Source organism: Streptomyces griseoloalbus, from assembly GCA_014650015.1.
Classification (GTDB): Bacteria; Actinomycetota; Actinomycetes; order Streptomycetales; family Streptomycetaceae; genus Streptomyces; species Streptomyces griseoloalbus.
Map to the genome: position 1 here is coordinate 119,683 of BMUD01000020.1, position 19,013 is coordinate 138,695.

The window sequence follows — 19,013 nt, forward strand, 5'->3', positions numbered from 1 at the left end:
CGTGCCCGCCCGTCGCCCGGCCACCACGCCCCCCCGTCGAGGCGCTCCGAGCCGGCCCCGTCGCATCTGCCGATAGTGTGGTCGCTCGTCCGAGACGCCCCGCCGCCCCACCGGGCGCAGGCGTCCCCACAGTCCACCGAACCGGGGCCCGTACCTCGATGTCCGTGCACAGCCACACGGCAGCCCGGCAAGACCTCGCTGCCACCGCCGTGTTTGACCCGACCCGCCCGCCCGAGTTCCCGCGTCACGTGGTGACCGCGGTCCTCGTCTCCCACGACGGCGCCCGCTGGCTGCCCGACGCGCTCGCCGGGCTGCTCGGCCAGGAACGTCCCGTCCAGTTCGCCATGGGCGCCGACACCGGCAGCGCGGACGACTCCGCCCGGCTGGTCACCGACGCCCTCGGCGACGACCGCGTGCTGCACCTCGCCCGGCGCACCGGCTTCGGCCAGGCCGTCGAGGAGTGCCACCGCGCCGCCCCGCACCTCACGCCGGACGACCTGCCGTACCTGAAACGGCCGAGCGGCTGGGACCCGGTCACCCGCAGCTGGCGCGACGACGCCTACGACATGCCCGAACTCCCGCACGGGGAGCCGGTGCAGTGGCTGTGGCTGCTGCACGACGACTGCGCCCCCGAACCCGACGCGCTGGCCCGGCTGCTGCGCGTTGTGGAGAACGAGTACGAACTCGGCCGGGACGACGTCGCCGTGGTGGGCCCCAAGCTCCGCGGCTGGTACGACCGCAGGCAGCTCCTCGAGGTCGGCGTCTCCATCGCCAACTCCGGGCGCCGCTGGACCGGCCTGGACCGCCGCGAACAGGACCAGGGCCAGCACGACCACGTACGGCCCGTCCTGTCGGTGTCCACCGCCGGCATGCTGGTCCGCCGGGACGTCTTCGACCGGCTCGGCGGCTTCGACCGGCACCTGCCCCTCATGCGCGACGACGTCGACCTGTGCTGGCGCGCGCACTCCGCCGGACACCGGGTCCTGGTCGCCCCCGACGCGGTCGTCCGGCACGCCGAGGCCGCCTCCCGGGAGCGACGCACCGTCGACTGCGTGGGCCGCACCTCCGCCTCCCCGCACAAGGTGGACAAGGCGGGCGCCGTCTACGCCCTGCTCGTCAACGCCCGTACCGCGGTGCTGCCCTGGGTCCTGCTGCGCGTCGTCCTCGGCACCCTGCTGCGCACCCTCGCCTACCTCGTCGGCAAGGCCCCCGGGCAGGCCGTCGACGAGATCCGCGGCCTCATGGGCACTCTGCTGCGGCCCGAACGGATCCTCGCCGGACGGCGCCATCGCGGCAGCCCGCAGATCGACAAGGACGAACTGCGGCAGCTGTTCCCGCCGCCCGGCGCGACCGTCCGTGTCACCGTGGAACAGGTCGCGAGCAACCTCGTCGGCCGCTCCGACCCCGAGGCCGCCTCCGGCGCGGGACGGCACGGCAGCGCGGTCGAGTCCGGACCCGGCGGCGACGACGCCGACTTCCTCGAGGTCGAGCAGTTCGCCCGCGTCAAACGCATCGCCCGCAAACCCGGCCCGGTGCTCTTCCTGACGCTGCTGCTCGTCTCCCTCGCCGCCTGCCGCGAACTCCTGGGCGGCGGTGCGCTGGCGGGCGGCGCCCTGCTCCCCGCGCCCGCCGACGCCGGTGAGCTGTGGGCGCGCTACACCGACGCCTGGCACACCGTGGGCGCCGGCGGCACCGGATCGGCACCGCCCTACCTCGCCGTCGTGGCGGCCTTCGCCTCCCTGCTGCTCGGCTCGACCGGCCTCGCCGTCACCGTGCTCCTGGTCTGCTCGGTACCGCTGGCCGGCTTCACCGCGTACTTCGCCTCCCGCCCGCTCGTCGAGTCCCGGCTGCTGCGCGCCTGGGCGGCCGTCGCCTACGCCTTCCTGCCCGCCGCGACCGGCGCCCTGGCCGGCGGCCGCATCGGCACCGCCGTACTCGCCGTCCTCCTGCCGCTCATCGCCCGCGCGGGCATCGCCGCGAGCGGCCTCACCAGCACCTCCGGCGCACGCGGCAGTTGGCGCGCCACCTGGGCGTACGCGCTGCTGCTCACCATCACCACCGCGTTCACCCCGATCGTGTGGCCCATCGCCCTGGTCCTCGGCCTCGGCGTACTGGCCCTGCGCAGAACCGACATCCCGGCGTACGCGCTCCGCTTCGTGGCCCAACTGGGCACCCCCCTGCTGATCCTCGCGCCCTGGTCGCTGTCCCTCCTCCCCTTCGGCTTCTTCCGGGAGGCCGGCCTGGAGTACGGCCCGTCGGCCGCCTCCGCCCTCGACCTGCTCGGCGCGAGCCCGGGCGGCCCCGGCACCGTCAGCGGCCTGCTGCTCATCGGCCTCGTGCTCGCCGCGCTCGCCGCCCTGCTCCGCTCCGAGCGCCGGCCGGCCATCCTCACCGCGTGGACGGCCGCCCTGGTGGGCCTCGTCTTCGCGGTCCTGTCCAACAACTCCACCTGGGCCGGCCCCGCGACGCTCGTCTACGGCATCGCCGTCCTGGCCGCCGCCACGCTCGGCGCCGACGGGGCACGCGCGCGGGTCGCCGAGCAGAGCTTCGGCTGGCGCCAGCCGGTCGCCGCGCTCATCGCCCTCGCCTGCGCGGTCGGCCCGCTGCTCGTCGCCGCCGGCTGGATGATCCGCGGCGCCGACGGGCCCGTCGAGCGGCGCGACCCCGTCCAGGTGCCCGCGTTCGTCGCGGAGGAGAGCGGCACCCGCGACCAGGCCCGCACCCTCGTCCTCGACAGCGATTCCACCGCCCACGTCGGCTATGTGCTGGTGCGCGGCTCCGGCGCCCGCATGGGCGACGCCGAGATCGCCGCGGTGGACGGCGAGAACGCCAGGCTCGACAAGGTCGTCGCCCATCTGGTCGCCGGCTCCGGCGCGGACCAGGCCGACCAACTCGGCGGCTTCGCCGTCCGCTACGTCCTCGTCCACCCGGGAGCCCCGCGCGAGGTCGTCCGAGTCCTGGACGCCACCCCCGGTCTGAGCCGGCTCAGCCAGCAGGCGGGCGGGGCACTGTGGCGGGTCGACCACCAGGTCGCCCGCGCGAGCATCGTCCTCGCCGGGGAAGGCGACAGTCGGCCCCAGCCCGTCGCCGCGGGCCCGGTCGAGATCCACACCAAGATCCCGAACGGCGGCGAGGGCCGCGTCCTCCGCCTGGCCGACGCCACCGCCGACGGCTGGACCGCCACCCTGGACGGCAAGCCGCTGTCCCGCACCACGGTCGACGGCTGGGCCCAGGGCTTCGAACTCCCCGCCGCCGGCGGCACGCTGGACGTCACCTACGACGACCCGATCACCCACACCGCCTGGTTGTGGGCCCAGGGTCTGCTCTCCGTCGTCCTCGTCGTCATGGCCCTGCCCGGCCGCCGCCGCGACGTCGACGACGATCTGCCCGAGGAACCGGCCGTCCCCGCCGAGGCCGTGGCCGGCGAGGGCCGCCGCGCCCGGCGCCTGCGCGCCCAGGCCGAGGCCGAGGCGGAGTCCGCCCCCGAGGAAGCGGCCGACAACGAGCAGACCCCCGCCCCCGTGCCACCCCAGCCCGACTACGGCGACTGGGCCCCGGCCCCGCACACGGACGCCCAGACCGGCGACCAGTACCAGCAGCAGTACGCCGCGGACCCCTACAACCAGTACCCGGCGGATCCGTACCAGCAGGGCGGCCAGTACGACCCGTACGCCTACGGCACCCCCCAGCAGCCGTACGACCAGACGTATCCGCAGGGCTACGACCAGAACTACACGCAGGGCTACGGCACGCCGTACGAACCCCACGGCACGGGCAGTGAGCGTCCCGACGGGAGCCAGCAGTGAACCGCACCACCCTGTCCCTGATCGCGGGCGTGACCGCGCTCGCCGCCGTCACCGGCTTCGCCGCGGTGTCCGCTCCGGACGCCGGGACCACGGACGAGGCGGTCACGGCGGCGGCCCACCTCCCCGTGGAACGCACGAGCCTGCTGTGCCCCCGGCCCAGCACCTCCGACCTCGCCGAGACGGCGTACACGTCCTTCACCCCGGTCACGAAGGGCACGGAGAACGGCGGCGAGGCCGCACTCCGGCCGGCCACACAGAAGGCCGGGGCCGACGAGGAGCCCGTTCTGCAGCCCGCGGAACCCGGCAAGCCGGTCACCGGGGACACCACCGGCGGCGACGCCCCCGCCCTCATCGGCACCGCCGAGGGCCACTTCGCGCCCGGCTGGACCGTGCAGCAGACGACAGAGGTCGCCGCCGGCACGGGCCGAGGCCTGCAGGGTGTCGCCTGCACGGCCGCGGACACCGAATTCTGGTTCCCGGGCGCCAGCACCGACACCGACCGCACCGACTACGTCCACCTGACCAACCCCGACGACTCGGCGGCGGTCGTGGACATCGAGCTCTACGGCAAGGACGGTGCCCTCAAGACGGTGGTGGGGGAGGGCATCACGGTCCGGCCGCACTCCTCCGAGCCGGTCCTGCTGTCCACGCTCACCGACGAGAAGCAGACCGACGTGACCGCGCACGTGGTGGTCCGCAGCGGCCGGGTCGGCGCGGCCGTACAGGCCCTGGACGCCAAGGTGGGCGGCGACTGGCTGCCCGCGTCGGCCGACCCCTCGGGAAGCCTGGTCCTGCCCGGCATCCCGAAGGACGCCACCGCCGTACGGCTGGTCGCCTTCACCCCACGTGACGCCGACGTCGACCTGAAGGTGCGCCTCGCCTCCCCCTCCGGCCTGATCACCCCGGCCGGCAACGAGACGCTCCATGTGAAGGGCGGCATGACGGCAGCCGCCGACCTGGGCGACATCACGCGCGGCGAGGCGGGCTCCCTGGTGTTGACGGCGTCGGACAGTTCGGTCCCGGTCGTGGCGGCGGTACGGGTGCTGCGCGGCAACGGCGACAAGCAGGAGTCGGCCTTCGTCCCGGCCGCCCGACCGGTCGGCACGCGCGCGACGTCCGTCGGCGACACCGCCAAGGGCACGACCCTCTCGGTGACCGCCCCCGAAGGCACGGCCAAGATCAAGGTCACCGCTTCGGCGGGCACCGAGGGCGGTACGCCGGCGTCCAAGACGTACACGATCAAGTCCGGCACCACCCAGGACATCGAGGCCCCCGTACCGACCGGCGCGAAGGGCACCTACGCCCTCACGGTCGAGCCCCAGTCGGACACCCCCGTCCACGCCTCCCGAACCCTCACCGTCACGGAGAACGGCGTCCCGTTCTTCACGGTCCAGCCGCTCCCGGACGACCGCGGAATGGTGGCGGTACCGGAGTCGGAGGAGGACCTGTCGGTCCTGCAGAAATAGGCGCCAGCCGCACGCGTTCGGCGTGGGCCGAGGGGGCGTTGGCGCAGCCCGGCGCTTACGGGGCTCCGCCGCGCCCCCCCGTGCCGCCCGGGGCACGGGGGAGGCACGACTCGCCCCCAGTGGGCGGCCGAAACTGCCCGCGGTGACGGCGATGGCCGCGTGCGGCGCGAAGGGGACGGGGCGGGGGGTGTTCGCCCGCAGGGGCCGGCGCGTCCGCACCCCCCGCTTCTCGAGTGACCGATTCCGCGCCGGTCCGAGGACGGACACCCCCGACCCGGCCCCGACCCACCACCCGCAGGCGCTACGCGCACCCCCACCGGACCGAACGCTGCGCCGCGGGCATCCTCAGTCCTCCCCGTACCGGGGATCCACGGTCTCCGGCGTCAGCCCCAGCAGATCCGCCACCTGCTCGACGACCACCTCGTGCACGAGAGCCGCCCGCTCATCCCGCCCCTTGGTCCGGATCTCGACCGGCCGGCGATAGATCACCACCCGCGCCGGACGCCCTTCGCGCGCAGCCACGGTCCCGCCCAGAGGCACCGTCTCGTCGCTCCACCCCACCCCCGCCGCCCCGTCCAGTCGCGGCACGTCCAGCACGAGGAAATCGATGTCGGCGAGCTGCGGCCACCGCCGCTCCAGCCGCTCCACGGAGTCCTGCACCAGATCCGCGAACGTCTCCGCCCGACTGGCGGCGAGCGGTACCTGGGGTGGTGCGATCGGGCCGCGCATGCCCCGACCGTGGCGATCACGGCGTCGGGGCCCGGGGCCGGCGGCACGGGGCGTCACAGGGCTGTCCATCACTGCGAAGCGTAGTCGTCACATCGCCGACCCGCCCGATCTCACTCACCTTCGAGCCGACCCGCACGGCATGTCACAACATGACCATTCCAGCCAAGGTTGGGCTCGATTTCATATCTCTCCGAGACTGTTGCCCTCAAGGCAATTGACGGTGTTTGTATCAATTGGTGACCGCGAGCAGAACCGTCCGACCTCCCGGCCGTACGCGCAGCACCAGGTCAACGAGGTATACGCAAAGGGGCATGTGGGGTGTTTCACACCGCGACACGGTGGAGTGACCTGATGGAGAGTCGTCGCGGCCCGCTCAAGAGTGCGGTACCGTCCAACGTCGTGAGCCCTGTACGTCGCTGTTCGCGCACCGCCTGCGGCCGTCCCGCCGTCGCGACGCTGACGTACGTCTACGCCGACTCGACCGCGGTCCTCGGCCCGCTCGCCACCTACGCCGAACCCCACTGCTACGACCTGTGCGCCGAGCACTCCGAGCGCCTCACCGCACCGCGTGGCTGGGAGGTCGTCCGCCTCCTCGACGGTTCGGCCCCCGCCCAGCCCAGCGGCGACGACCTGGAAGCGCTTGCGAACGCCGTGCGCGAAGCCGCGCGCCCCCAGGAGCGTGCCGCGGGAGCCGGCGGCGGATCCCGCACCGCCGACCCCATGGAAGTCGCGCGACGCGGCCATCTGCGCGTACTGCGATCCCCGGACAACTGACCGCGGGGCACTCCCGGTCACGTACACGGTCACGTACACCGAGTCCCGCACGCCCATTGACGCCCGCTTGTCGCGGACACGACCATTCCGTTTGACGCTGCGAGAAATCGCTTTCGCATGCCGGAATAACGGGAGGTGCCCGTGTACGTCCAGGAACCCGTGTACGTCCAGGAACTGGAACCCGTCGCCGGCTCGCTCGGCCTCTCCGCCCTCGTGGCGGCCCTGCCGCTCGTGATCGTCCTGGTCCTGCTCGGCGGCGTCCGGATGAAGGCACACGTCGCGGGCCTGATCGGCCTGCTGGCCGCCGCCCTGGTGGCCTGCCTCGCCTACGGCATGCCACTCGGCCAGACGCTCTCCAGCGGCGCCCAGGGAGCCGCCTTCGGTCTCTTCCCCATCATGTGGATCGTCGTCAACGCCCTGTGGGTCTACCGGATGACCGTCCGCACCCGCCACTTCGACGTCCTGCGCCGCTCCTTCGGCCGGCTCTCCGACGACCCGCGCATCCAGGCCCTCGTCATCGCCTTCTGCTTCGGTGCCCTGCTGGAAGCCCTCGCCGGATTCGGCGCCCCCGTCGCGATCTCCGCCGTGATGCTGGTGGCCCTCGGCTTCGACCCCGTACGCGCCGCCGTGGTCGCGCTGGTCGCCAACACCGCGCCGGTGGCGTTCGGCGCCATGGGGACGCCGGTCGTCACGCTCGCACAGGTCACCGGGCTGCCGCTGGACTCCGTGGCGTCCGTGGTGGGCCGTCAGACCCCGCTGCTGGCGCTCATCGTGCCCCTCGTGCTGGTCTGGCTCGTGGACGGACGGCGCGGTCTGCGCGAGACCTGGATCCCCGCACTGGTCTGCGGCGTCGCCTTCGCCGTGGCGCAGTTCGCCGCGTCCAACTACGTCTCCGCGCAACTCGCCGACATCGGGGCCGCCCTGGCCGGAGCGGGCGCCCTGGTCGCCGTACCGCACGCGCGCGTGCCCGCCGCCGAGTCCGTACGGACCTCCGTGCTGACCGGCGTACGCAGCGAGGAACTGGACGAGGAGGACCCGCGCGGCGAGGTGGTACGGGCCTACGCCCCGTACGCCCTGATCGTGGCGGTCTTCTCCGTCGCGCAGATCCCGGCGGTGAAGGACTGGCTCGCCGGTGCCACCCAGACCTACGACTGGCCGTTCCTGAACGTCGCGGGCCCGGACGGGGAGCCGGTCGGAGGCAACGTGTTCACCTGGCCGATCGTCTCCACCGGAGGCACCCTCGTCCTGCTCGCCGGAGTGTGCACGGCGGCCGTGATCGGGGTGCACGCGCGCGTGGCGGTCAGGGAATGGCTGGCGACGGTCCACGAGCTGCGGTTCGCGATCCTCACCGTGACCTCCGTCCTGGCCCTCGCCTACGTCATGAACCTCTCCGGCCAGGCGGCGACCATCGGGCACTTCGTGGCCGCGGCCGGCGCCGGACTCGCCTTCCTGTCGCCGGTGCTGGGCTGGTTCGGCGTCGCCGTGTCCGGCTCCGACACCTCCTCCAACGCCCTCTTCGGCGCCCTCCAGGTGACCGCCGCCCGCGAGTCCGGGCTGTCGGCCGAACTGCTCGCCGCCGCCAACAGCTCCGGCGGTGTCCTCGGCAAGATGATCTCGCCGCAGAACCTCACCATCGCCTGCGCGGCCGTCGGACTGGCGGGCCGCGAGGGCGACTTGCTGCGCAAGGTACTGCCCTGGAGCCTCGGCCTGCTGCTCGTGATGTGCCTGATCGTGGTGGGCCAGAGCATGGCGGCGCTCGGCTGGATGCTGCCCTGACTCACGCCCGGCCCGGCCCGGCGTCCGTCAGCCACCCCCTGCGCCCGTTCGGCGAACGCGGCGGAGTGTCACCCTCAACGGGTAGTTTGTGGTGACCGACAGGACTTCCGGAAGGGTTGGCCGTGACTGCTGATCTGTCGCAGATCGTCAAGGCGTACGACGTGCGCGGGATCGTCCCCGACCAGTGGGACGAGCCCCTGGCCGAGCTCTTCGGCGCGGCCTTCGCCCGGGTGACCGGCGCGACCGCCATCGTCACCGGCCACGACATGCGACCGTCGTCGCCCGGCCTGTCGGGCGCGTTCGCACGCGGCGCTGCGGCCCAGGGCGTCGACGTGACCGAGATCGGCCTGTGCTCCACGGACCAGCTGTACTACGCCTCGGGCGTACTCGACCTGCCGGGCGCGATGTTCACCGCCTCGCACAACCCGGCCCAGTACAACGGCATCAAGCTCTGCCGCGCGGGCGCCGCCCCCGTCGGCCAGGACACGGGCCTGGCGGACATCCGGGAACTCGTCGAGCGGTGGAGCGAGTCGGGCGCCCCGGAACCGGCCGGCACCCCGGGGACGCTCACCCGGCGCGACACGCTGGACGACTACGCGGCACACCTGCGCTCGCTCGTCGACCTGCGCTCGATCCGCCCGCTGAAGGTCGTCGTCGACGCGGGCAACGGCATGGGCGGGCACACCGTCCCCACGGTCTTCGCCGGCCTGCCGCTCACCCTCGTCCCGATGTACTTCGAACTCGACGGCACCTTCCCCCACCACGAGGCCAACCCCCTCGACCCGGCCAACCTCGTCGATCTGCAGCAGCGGGTCCGCGAGGAGGGCGCCGACCTCGGACTCGCCTTCGACGGCGACGCCGACCGCTGCTTCGTCGTCGACGAGCGGGGCGAACCGGTCCCCCCGTCCGCGATCACCGCCCTGGTGGCCTCCCGCGAGCTGGCCCGCAACGGCGGCACGGGCACGATCATCCACAACCTGATCACGTCCTGGTCGGTCCCCGAGGTCGTGCGGGAGAGCGGCGGCACTTCCGCCCGCACCCGCGTGGGCCACTCCTTCATCAAGGCCGAGATGGCCAGGACCGGCGCGATCTTCGGCGGCGAGCACTCCGCGCACTACTACTTCCGCGACTTCTGGAACGCCGACACGGGCATGCTGGCCGCCCTGCACGTCCTCGCCGCCCTCGGCGGCCAGCAGGGTGCCCTGTCCGCCCTGGTCGCCCAGTACGACCGCTATGCCGGCTCCGGCGAGATCAACTCCACCGTCGACGACCAGACCGCCCGCCTGTCCGCGATCAGGGCCGCCTACGAGGGCCGCGAGGGCATCACCCTGGACGACCTGGACGGCCTCACCGTCACCTCAGCCGACTGGTGGTTCAACGTCCGCCCGTCCAACACCGAACCCCTCCTCCGCCTGAACGCGGAGGCCCGCGACGAGGCAACGATGACGAAGGTGCGCGACGAGGCGCTGGCGATCATCAGGGGGTGAGGCAGGCGGCCCGCTGCCGCGCCGAGCGCGCCGACCGTGCCGGGGGGGCGGTTGGGCACGGGCCGGGGCCGTAGGGGCGGCGCCCCTCCACCCGCCCGCCACCGGCGGTACCCTGACCAGCACATCCACACACCCGCCCCGAAGGGACCCCTCATGCCGCTCGAAGCCGGCCTCCTGGAGATCCTCGCCTGCCCGGCCTGCCACTCCCCCCTCGAGGAGCAGGACACCGAGCTGATCTGCACCGGCCAGGACTGCGGCCTGGCGTACCCGATCCGCGACGGCATCCCCGTCCTCCTGGTCGACGAGGCCCGCCGTCCCGCGTAACCGCGCAACCGCGTAACCCACGATCCGGCGACCCGGCGCACCTGCGAGCCGGCGTCCCGCGTACCGACGACGCCCCGCCGATCGGAGCCTGCCGCCCATGCTCGACGAATCGCTGCTCGACTCACCGGAGGGCCTCGCCGAGGCCGACCACCGCGCTCTGCTCCGCGGCGCCGCCGAAGCCGGCGCCCGCGTCCGCACCGCCGCACGGCACGCCGCCGAGGCCGGCGTCCACGACCTGAAGCCGGACGGCCGCCCCCGCGCCGTGCTCATCGCGGGCCCCGGCGCAGCCGCCACCCAGACCGCCGACCTCCTCGGCACCCTGGCCGGCGCCGGCAGCCCCGTCACCCGCCTCGCGCCCACCGGCGTCGCCCCCGCCGCGGGCGCCCTGCGCTGGGAACTGCCCGGCTGGGCCGGCTCCGTGGACCTCCTCCTCATCGCCACCCCGGACGGCACCGAACCGGGCCTGTCCCTGCTCTCCGAGCAGGCGTACCGCCGCGGCTGCACCGTCGTCGCCGTGGCCCCCGCCCGCAGCCCGCTCGCCGAGACGGTGAACGGCTCCGTCGGCCTGTTCGTCCCCATGGCCTCCGCGCCCTACGACCAGGACGAACCCCTCGCCGCCTCCGCCCCCGGCGTCCTGTGGGCCCTGCTCACCCCGCTGCTCGCGCTGCTGGACCGCACCGGCCTGCTCTCCGCCCCGCCGGACGCCCTGGAGAAGGTCGCCGACCGCCTCGACGCCATCGCCGAACGCTGCGGGCCCGCCATCGCGACGTACAGCAACCCCGCCAAGACCCTGGCCGCCGAACTCGCCGACGCGCTGCCCGTCGTGTGGACGGAGGGCGTCTCCGCCGGCCCGGCCGGCCGCCGGTTCGCCGCCGCGCTCGCCGAGCTGTCCGGCACCCCCGCCGTCGTCGCCGAACTGCCCGAGGCGCTCGCCGCGCACAGCGCCCTGCTGGCCGGCCGGCTCGCCGCCAGCGCCGACCCGGACGACTTCTTCCGCGACCGCGTGGAGGAGACACCCGCCCTGCACGCGCGCGTCGTGCTGCTCCGTGACCGCCCCACCGGCGGCCTCACCGCCGCCCCCGCCGCCCGTGATCTGGCCCTCACCCACGACACGCCGATCAGCGAGCTGGAACCGGAGCAGGGCGGCGAACTGGAGACCCTCGCGGAACTGATCGCCGTCACGGATTTCGCCGCCGTTTACCTGGCGCTCGCTTCGAGAGCCTGATCATGCCCCGGAAGCCCTGACTCTCCCTCCGCGCGCACGCACGAGAACCGGCAGAAGGAACGCAGAGAACCCCATGGACCGCCTCGACAACACCATCCGCCCCTACGCCTGGGGTTCCACCACCGCCATCCCGCGACTGCTCGGCACCGAACCGACCGGCGAGCCGCAGGCGGAGATGTGGATGGGCGCCCACCCCGGCGCACCCTCGCGCACCGATCGGGGCACGCTCGTCGAGGTCATCGACGCCGACCCGGAGAAGGAACTCGGCCCGGACTCGGTCGCCAAGTTCGGCCCCCGCCTGCCCTTCCTCCTCAAACTCCTCGCCGCCGGCGCCCCGCTCTCCCTCCAGGTCCACCCCGACCTGGCGCAGGCGAAGGAGGGCTTCGCCGACGAGGAGCGCCGCGGCGTCCCCGTGACCGCCCCGCACCGCAACTACAAGGACGCCAACCACAAGCCCGAACTGATCTGCGCCCTCACCGAGTTCGACGGCCTGTGCGGCTTCCGCGACCCGCTGCGCGCCGCCGACCTCCTCGACGGCCTCGGCGTGGACTCCCTGAAGCCGTACGTCGACCTGTTGCACGCCCACCCCGAAGAGGCGGCCCTGCGCGAGGTCCTCACCGCGATCCTCACGGCCGACCCCGAGGAAATGACCCACACCGTCACCGAGACGGCCGCCGCCTGCGACCGCCTCGGCGGCGCCTACGCCCCGTACGCCGACATCGCCCACCACTACCCCGGCGACCCCGGCGTCATCGCCGCGATGCTCCTCAACCACGTCCGGCTCCAGCCCGGCGAGGCCCTCTTCCTCGGCGCCGGCGTCCCCCACGCCTACCTGGACGGCCTGGGCGTCGAGATCATGGCCAACTCCGACAACGTCCTGCGCTGCGGCCTCACCCCCAAGCACGTCGACGTCCCCGAACTCCTGCGCATCGTCCGCTTCGAGGCCGGCGAGCCCGGCGTCCTGCGCCCGGAGGCCGGCCCGGACGGCGAGGAGGTCTACGAGACCCCCATCGACGAGTTCCGGCTCTCCCGCTACGTCCTGCCCGAGGGCGGCACCACCCACGACCTCACCCTGCTCACCCCCCAGATCCTTCTCTGCACGGCAGGCTCCGTGCGGGCGGGCGACCACGAACTGTCCCCGGGCCGGTCGGTGTTCGTCCCGGCGGGTGAAAAGGCCGGTGTGACGGGTACCGGAACGCTGTTCAGGGCCACGGTCGTCGCCTGATCGCCCCGTGACGACCACCTGACGCACCGTCGCCCGACCGGGCTGCGACAATGGCCCACCGTCAAAGGGCGGGCACCACCCCGGGCGGCGTACGCACACGTCTGCCCGGGCCCCACACGGCGTACGAAGGGACATCGCGAACACATGAGCGCGTCAGGCGGCACCAAGGCGATCGTGGCGGCACTCGCCGCCAACCTCGCGATCGCGGTAGCGAAGTTCGTGGCGTTCATCTTCAGCGGCTCCTCGTCGATGCTCGCCGAGTCCGTGCACTCGCTCGCCGACTCGGGCAACCAGGCCCTGCTGCTGGTCGGCGGCAAGAAGGCCCAGCGCCAGGCCACCCCGCAGCACCCCTTCGGCTACGGCCGCGAGCGTTACATCTACGCCTTCCTCGTCTCCATCGTGCTCTTCTCGGTCGGCGGCATGTTCGCCCTCTACGAGGGCTACGAGAAGATCAAGCACCCGCACGAACTGGAGCACTGGTACTGGCCCGTCGGCGTCCTGGTCTTCGCGATCATCGCGGAGTCCTTCTCCTTCCGCACCGCCATCAAGGAGTCCAACGTCCTGCGCGGCAAGCGCTCCTGGAAGCAGTTCGTCCGCCACGCCAAGGCCCCCGAGCTGCCGGTCGTCCTCCTGGAGGACCTCGGTGCTCTCGTCGGCCTCGTCCTCGCCCTGGGCGGCGTCGGTCTCGCCGTGCTCACCGGTGACAGCGTCTGGGACGGCGTCGGCACCCTCTGCATCGGCATCCTGCTCATCCTGATCGCGCTCGTCCTCGCCGCCGAGACGAAGTCCCTGCTGCTCGGTGAGGCCGCGGGCGCGGAGGAGACCCGGAAGATCGAGGCCGCCGTCGTCGACGGCGACACCGTCACCCGCATCATCCACATGCGCACCCTCCACATCGGCCCGGAGGAACTGCTGGTCGCCGCGAAGATCGCCGTCCGGCACGAGGACACGGCCACGGAGATCGCCTCCGCGATCGACGCCGCCGAGTCCCGCATCCGCGAGGCCGTCCCGATCGCCCGCGTGATCTACCTCGAGCCCGACATCTACAGCGAGACCGAAGCCGTCAAGGGCTCCGACCCCGAGGCCAGCCCCGGCGGACCGGTACCGCACGACGCCGGTCACTGAGACCTGCCGGCCAAGGGGCCCCGCCGATCACGGCGGGGCCCTTCGCCGTCATGGCGCCACAGATCGGCGTGATGTGTGCGAGGACGGACTGGGGACGACGGGGCCGGGCGGTGTAGCTTGGGACGGAGCCAGACGTCGCTGCTGATGGCGGTCGGGCGGTCCCACCGCGGACCGACCGAGGGAGAGAGGGCCTCCGACGGACTGCGCTGCGCGCACGCGGGCATGCCTGTGTCCTCTTCGGGGCACCCCTGTGTCCGCCGCCGCGCAGACCAGCCGTACCCACCTCGACCCACACCCCGAGGAGCAGCTCGCAATGACGACTGTCGACAACCGACAGGACTTCAAGGTCGCCGACCTCTCCCTGGCCGAGTTCGGCCGCAAGGAGATCACCCTCGCCGAGCACGAGATGCCGGGCCTGATGGCGATCCGCAAGGAGTACGCCGAGGCCCAGCCCCTGGCCGGCGCCCGTGTCACCGGTTCCCTGCACATGACCGTGCAGACCGCCGTCCTCATCGAGACCCTGGTCGCCCTCGGCGCCCGCGTCCGCTGGGCGTCCTGCAACATCTTCTCCACCCAGGACCACGCCGCGGCCGCCATCGCCGTCGGCCCCGACGGCACGCCCGACAACCCGCAGGGCGTTCCGGTCTTCGCCTGGAAGGGCGAGACCCTGGAGGAGTACTGGTGGTGCACGGAGCAGGCGCTGACCTGGCCGGACAGCCCCACCGGTGGCCCCAACATGATCCTCGACGACGGCGGTGACGCCACCCTCCTCGTCCACAAGGGCGTCGAGTACGAGAAGGACGGCAAGGCCCCCTCGCCCGACACCGCCGAGTCCGACGAGCACCGCGTCATCCTCGAACTGCTCAACCGCACCCTGGGCGAGAACCCGCAGAAGTGGACCCAGCTCTCGTCCGAGATCCGCGGTGTCACCGAGGAGACGACGACCGGCGTCCACCGCCTGTACGAGATGCAGCGCGACGGCATCCTCCTGTTCCCGGCGATCAACGTCAACGACGCCGTCACCAAGTCGAAGTTCGACAACAAGTACGGCTGCCGCCACTCCCTGATCGACGGCATCAACCGCGCCACCGACACCCTGATCGGCGGCAAGACCGCCGTCGTGTGCGGCTACGGCGACGTGGGCAAGGGCTGCGCGGAGTCCCTGCGCGGCCAGGGCGCCCGGGTGATCATCACCGAGATCGACCCGATCTGCGCCCTGCAGGCGGCGATGGACGGCTACCAGGTCACCACGCTCGACGAGGTCGTCGACAAGGCCGACATCTTCGTCACCACGACCGGCAACAAGGACATCATCATGGCCTCGGACATGGCCAAGATGAAGCACCAGGCCATCGTCGGCAACATCGGCCACTTCGACAACGAGATCGACATGGCCGGCCTCGCCAGGATCCCCGGCATCGTCAAGGACGAGGTCAAGCCGCAGGTCCACACCTGGACCTTCCCCGACGGCAAGAAGATCATCGTCCTCTCCGAGGGCCGCCTGCTGAACCTGGGCAACGCCACCGGCCACCCGTCGTTCGTGATGTCCAACTCCTTCGCGGACCAGACCCTGGCCCAGATCGAGCTGTTCACCAAGCCCGACGAGTACCCGACCGGCGTCTACGTGCTGCCCAAGCACCTCGACGAGAAGGTCGCCCGCCTCCACCTGGACGCGCTCGGCGTGAAGCTGACCACGCTCCGCCCCGAGCAGGCCGAGTACATCGGCGTGCAGGTCGAGGGCCCGTACAAGTCGGACCACTACCGCTACTGAGCCCAGGCTCCCGCCGCGGGGAGCGCGCCCGTGCACGGACGCGCTCCCCGGCAGCAGGTCCTCCGAGGCAGGCCCCCGCACCCCCGTGCCGGGGGCCTGCCCCATGGGCGGACCAGTGACCGGCCGAGCCCGTCAAGACCCAGGACCCCCATGCCCCGCGGCCGCTATTCGCTCCACGATCCGCACGATCACACCCCCCTTGCCCAAGAGCACTTCCACTGCGCCCCCGGCCCCTCCGGCTGGCGCTACGTCTCCCAGCTCACCGCCCCCTCCGGCGATCACCTGGGCTCGGTCGACCTCGCCCTCGACGAGTTGGGCCGCCCCATCCGCCTCGAACTCCACGCCGCGAGCTGGCAGGTCCGCGGCGCCGCCCTCGAAGGCGTCACCTGGGTCCGCACCGACCCCACCGGGGCCCACGCCACCGAAGGCAATGTGCGCGCCCACGCCTTCACCGGCTCGTCCCCCGCCTTCCTCGTCGCCACCACCCGTCTGCTGCGCCTCACCCCCTCCGCATCGGCCACCCGGGTCCGCCTCGTCGCCTTCACGGACCCCGTCCTCGCACCGCGCACCGTGGACCAGTCCTGGGCGCTGGTGAGAAGAGAAGCACAGGCCACTGACAACGGCCCCCTGATCGTGGACGAATACCAGGTCACAGCCCTGGACACCGGCGAGCAGCACTCCGTGCACGTCGCCGGTGACGTGGTCCTCGCGGCCCCGGGCATCGAGCTCGAGGACCTCGAATCACCACCGTCCGTCTTCGACTGACCGGCACACCCGAAGCCACCTACGCCGGCGGTACGAACCCCGTCGAGGGACCTTCGGAGGGCCTCGTCTCCCGCGGCGCGTCGTCCTGCGGCACGGCGGCCCGATCCCCGGGCACCGCCGCTTCCGGACGAGCCGAGGGAACAGCCGGCGGCACGGCCGCGGGCGGATACCCGGGCGTCGGCTGGGCGTGCGCACTCGCCGAACCGGTCGTGCGGGACGGCCCGCCTCCCGCGGCAGCCCCGTTCCCGAAGGCCCGCCGAGCCTCCCTGGCCTGCCGCTCCTGCACCACCGCCGCCAGATACGCCGCAGGCGGCACCCCCGGCGGCACCGGCGCCCCGGTGCGTTCGGCCAGGTCGGCGGCCAGCCGCTCCGCCATCGACCAGCCGACCCGCGGATCGAGTTGCCGCATCCGGGTCAGGTACTGACGGACGGCAAGCCACAGACCGTCGGGCACCGCCGACAGGTCGAGCCCGGAGAAACGCCCGGCCAGCCAGGGCGGAGGCGGCGGCACGAAGCCCGCCTCCCCGGCCGGCACCCGCTCCCGCACGACCAGAGTTCCCGCGAACACGTCCCCGAGCCGTCGCCCGCGCGCCGAAACCAGCGAGGCGATGCAGGCGATCACCCCGAGGGTCATCAGAATCTCGATCACACCGATGAGGCCCCGCACCAGCGCATGCCGGAACCGGATGGGCCCTCCGTCGTCCCGCACCACCCGCAGGCCGCACGCCAGCTTCCCCAGCGACCGCCCGTGGCTCAGCGTCTCGACCACGATCGGCCCACCCACCAGCACCAGGACGAACGCCGCGATCGATATCGCCGTCCGCGCCGCCTGGTCCAGCGAGGCCGTGGCAGTCACCAGGGCGATGGTCACGGCGATATAGATGGCCAGGGCCGCCGCCATGTCCACCAGCACGGCCAGCGCCCTGCTGGGCAGCCTCGCGGGGCGCAACTCCAGCGCCACCGCCTCGCCCGTCACCAGCTCACTCACGCCCGCCGTCCTTCCCTGGCCTGCCCCCGAACACCGCCAGTCTGCCAAGCTGATGACACATCGCACCGCAGTACGACCAGCCGAACAAGCCGATCATCTTTCCGCCGGTCCGGTCGACCGCCGACGAACAGCCGAGGAGCAGGCACACCGATGGACCTCGACGTCTTCGTCTCCGCCCACCGCGCGGAGTGGGACCGCCTCGACGCCCTGCTCCGGCGCCGGCGCCGCCTCACCGGCGCGGAGGCTGACGAACTCGTCGTCCTCTACCAGCGCACGGCCACTCACCTCTCCCTGATCCGGTCAGCCGCCCCCGACCCGCAGCTGACCGGCCGGCTCAGCCAACTCGTGGCTCGCGCGCGCAGCGCCGTGACAGGCGCCCGCCGTGCGTCCTGGCGCGATGTCACGCGTTTCCTGACCCACGGCTTCCCGGCCGCCGTCTACACGTCGCGCCACTGGTGGGTACCCACGGCGCTGATCTCCACGGCCGTCGCGGCACTCCTCGGCTGGTGGATAGGCACCCACCCCGACGTACAGGCGTCCATAGCGGCCCCCAGCGAACTGCGCGAACTCACCCGGCCCGGCGGTCAGTACGAGACGTACTACTCGAGCCACCCCGCGGCTTCCTTCGCCGCCCAGGTCTGGACGAACAACGCCTGGGCCGCGGCCCTCTGTCTGATCCTGGGCGTCTTCCTGGGTCTGCCGGTCCTCTGGATCCTGTTCCAGAACATGCTCAACCTGGGCGTCGGCTTCGGCCTGATGTCCTCCGCCGGCCGCCTCGACACCTTCCTCGGCCTCGTACTGCCGCACGGCCTGCTGGAACTCACCGCGGTCTTCGTCGCCGCCGGTACCGGTCTCCGCCTCGGCTGGACCGTCATCGACCCGGGCCCCCGAACGCGGCGCAGGGCCCTCGCGGAAGAGGGCAGAGCGGCCCTGGCCATGGCGATCGGCCTGGCCCTGGTCCTCTTCGTCTCCGGCGCCATCGAAGGCTTCGTCACCCCATCGGGCCTGCCCACCTGGGCGCGCATCACCATCGGAGTCCTCGCCGAGCTGGCCTTTCTCGCCTACGTGTACGTCCTGGGCGGACGTGCGGCGCGCGCCGGCGAGACGGGCGACCTGGAGGCATCCGAGCGCAGCGCCGACGTGCCCACGGCCGCCTGATGTGCGAGGGGGCCCGTTCAACTGCTAGTCTCCTCTTCGCCCCGCAGGAGCCGTTGACACGGTGCCGACGGGGAGGTAGATTTGAACAGTTGCCTGGAGATGGGGTCTGACCCAGAGGGCGACAGTGAGTGTCTATCAGCTTCTCGACGAAACGTTGATTTCGGAGAAGCACCTCCCGATGAATCGGAAATCGAAGGCCGGTCAATCCGCCCCGGAACTTCTGATAAAGTCGGATCCGCCGGAAAGGGAAACGCGAAAGCGGGAACCTGGAAAGCACCGAGGAAATCGGATCGGAAAGATCTGATAGAGTCGGAAACGCAAGACCGAAGGGAAGCGCCCGGAGGAAAGCCCGAGAGGGTGAGTACAAAGGAAGCGTCCGTTCCTTGAGAACTCA

The 19,013-nt window shown here is 72.5% G+C and carries 14 protein-coding genes; 12 read left to right on the forward strand and 2 right to left on the reverse strand.

Features of this window, described 5'->3' with window-relative positions; all coding sequences use genetic code 11:
* Window positions 1-158 precede the first annotated feature (158 nt).
* Entirely contained in the window at window positions 159-3,806 is a 3,648-nt protein-coding gene (locus IE178_RS26800) for a glycosyltransferase (RefSeq protein WP_193514070.1), read from the forward strand.
* Window positions 3,803-5,272: a DUF5719 family protein gene (locus IE178_RS26805; protein ID WP_193514071.1), complete on the forward strand. Its 1,470-nt coding sequence runs from the start codon at window positions 3,803-3,805 to the stop codon at window positions 5,270-5,272. The genes IE178_RS26800 and IE178_RS26805 overlap by 4 nt, the downstream gene beginning before the upstream one ends.
* A gap of 345 nt (window positions 5,273-5,617) precedes the next feature.
* On the opposite strand, the gene IE178_RS26810 is transcribed toward IE178_RS26805, so the two are convergent.
* On the reverse strand, window positions 5,618-6,001 hold the full coding sequence (locus IE178_RS26810; RefSeq protein ID WP_229876136.1) for a metallopeptidase family protein: 384 nt from the start codon (window positions 5,999-6,001) through the stop codon (window positions 5,618-5,620).
* Window positions 6,002-6,352: 351 nt separating this feature from the next.
* On the opposite strand from IE178_RS26810, the gene IE178_RS26815 reads away from it, so the two are divergent.
* From IE178_RS26815 to IE178_RS26855, 9 genes are all read left to right on the forward strand, one after another.
* Window positions 6,353-6,775 (forward strand): DUF3499 domain-containing protein, encoded by a 423-nt coding sequence (locus tag IE178_RS26815; RefSeq protein ID WP_184765947.1) that lies wholly within the window; start codon window positions 6,353-6,355, stop codon window positions 6,773-6,775.
* Window positions 6,776-6,934: 159 nt separating this feature from the next.
* The gene (locus tag IE178_RS26820; RefSeq protein ID WP_193514082.1) at window positions 6,935-8,551 is read left to right on the forward strand and encodes an L-lactate permease; all 1,617 of its coding nucleotides are present in this window, start codon (window positions 6,935-6,937) and stop codon (window positions 8,549-8,551) included.
* A 122-nt stretch (window positions 8,552-8,673) separates the two neighbouring features.
* Window positions 8,674-10,038, forward strand: coding sequence for a phosphomannomutase/phosphoglucomutase (locus IE178_RS26825; protein ID WP_193514072.1), 1,365 nt, complete (start codon window positions 8,674-8,676; stop codon window positions 10,036-10,038).
* Between the two features lie 153 nt (window positions 10,039-10,191).
* Entirely contained in the window at window positions 10,192-10,362 is a 171-nt protein-coding gene (locus IE178_RS26830) for a Trm112 family protein (protein ID WP_184765945.1), read from the forward strand.
* Between the two features lie 97 nt (window positions 10,363-10,459).
* Entirely contained in the window at window positions 10,460-11,587 is a 1,128-nt protein-coding gene (locus IE178_RS26835; protein ID WP_184765944.1) for an SIS domain-containing protein, read from the forward strand.
* Between the two features lie 73 nt (window positions 11,588-11,660).
* Window positions 11,661-12,812, forward strand: coding sequence for a mannose-6-phosphate isomerase, class I (gene manA / locus IE178_RS26840; RefSeq protein ID WP_193514073.1), 1,152 nt, complete (start codon window positions 11,661-11,663; stop codon window positions 12,810-12,812).
* Window positions 12,813-12,956: 144 nt separating this feature from the next.
* Window positions 12,957-13,937: a cation diffusion facilitator family transporter gene (locus tag IE178_RS26845; RefSeq protein WP_193514074.1), complete on the forward strand. Its 981-nt coding sequence runs from the start codon at window positions 12,957-12,959 to the stop codon at window positions 13,935-13,937.
* A gap of 313 nt (window positions 13,938-14,250) precedes the next feature.
* Window positions 14,251-15,708, forward strand: a complete 1,458-nt coding sequence (gene ahcY / locus IE178_RS26850; protein WP_184765941.1) for an adenosylhomocysteinase — start codon at window positions 14,251-14,253, stop codon at window positions 15,706-15,708.
* 150 nt (window positions 15,709-15,858) lie between these two features.
* The gene (locus IE178_RS26855) at window positions 15,859-16,473 is read left to right on the forward strand and encodes a hypothetical protein (RefSeq protein ID WP_193514075.1); all 615 of its coding nucleotides are present in this window, start codon (window positions 15,859-15,861) and stop codon (window positions 16,471-16,473) included.
* Between the two features lie 19 nt (window positions 16,474-16,492).
* Here the strand turns inward: IE178_RS26855 and IE178_RS26860 are convergent, their stop codons facing one another.
* Window positions 16,493-17,461, reverse strand: coding sequence for an RDD family protein (locus IE178_RS26860; protein WP_193514076.1), 969 nt, complete (start codon window positions 17,459-17,461; stop codon window positions 16,493-16,495).
* Between the two features lie 150 nt (window positions 17,462-17,611).
* Between IE178_RS26860 and IE178_RS26865 the strand changes: the two genes are divergently transcribed.
* Window positions 17,612-18,619 carry a stage II sporulation protein M gene (locus IE178_RS26865; RefSeq protein ID WP_193514077.1) on the forward strand — a complete coding sequence of 336 codons (1,008 nt, stop codon included), beginning with the start codon at window positions 17,612-17,614 and terminating at the stop codon, window positions 18,617-18,619.
* Window positions 18,620-19,013: the final 394 nt, after the last annotated feature.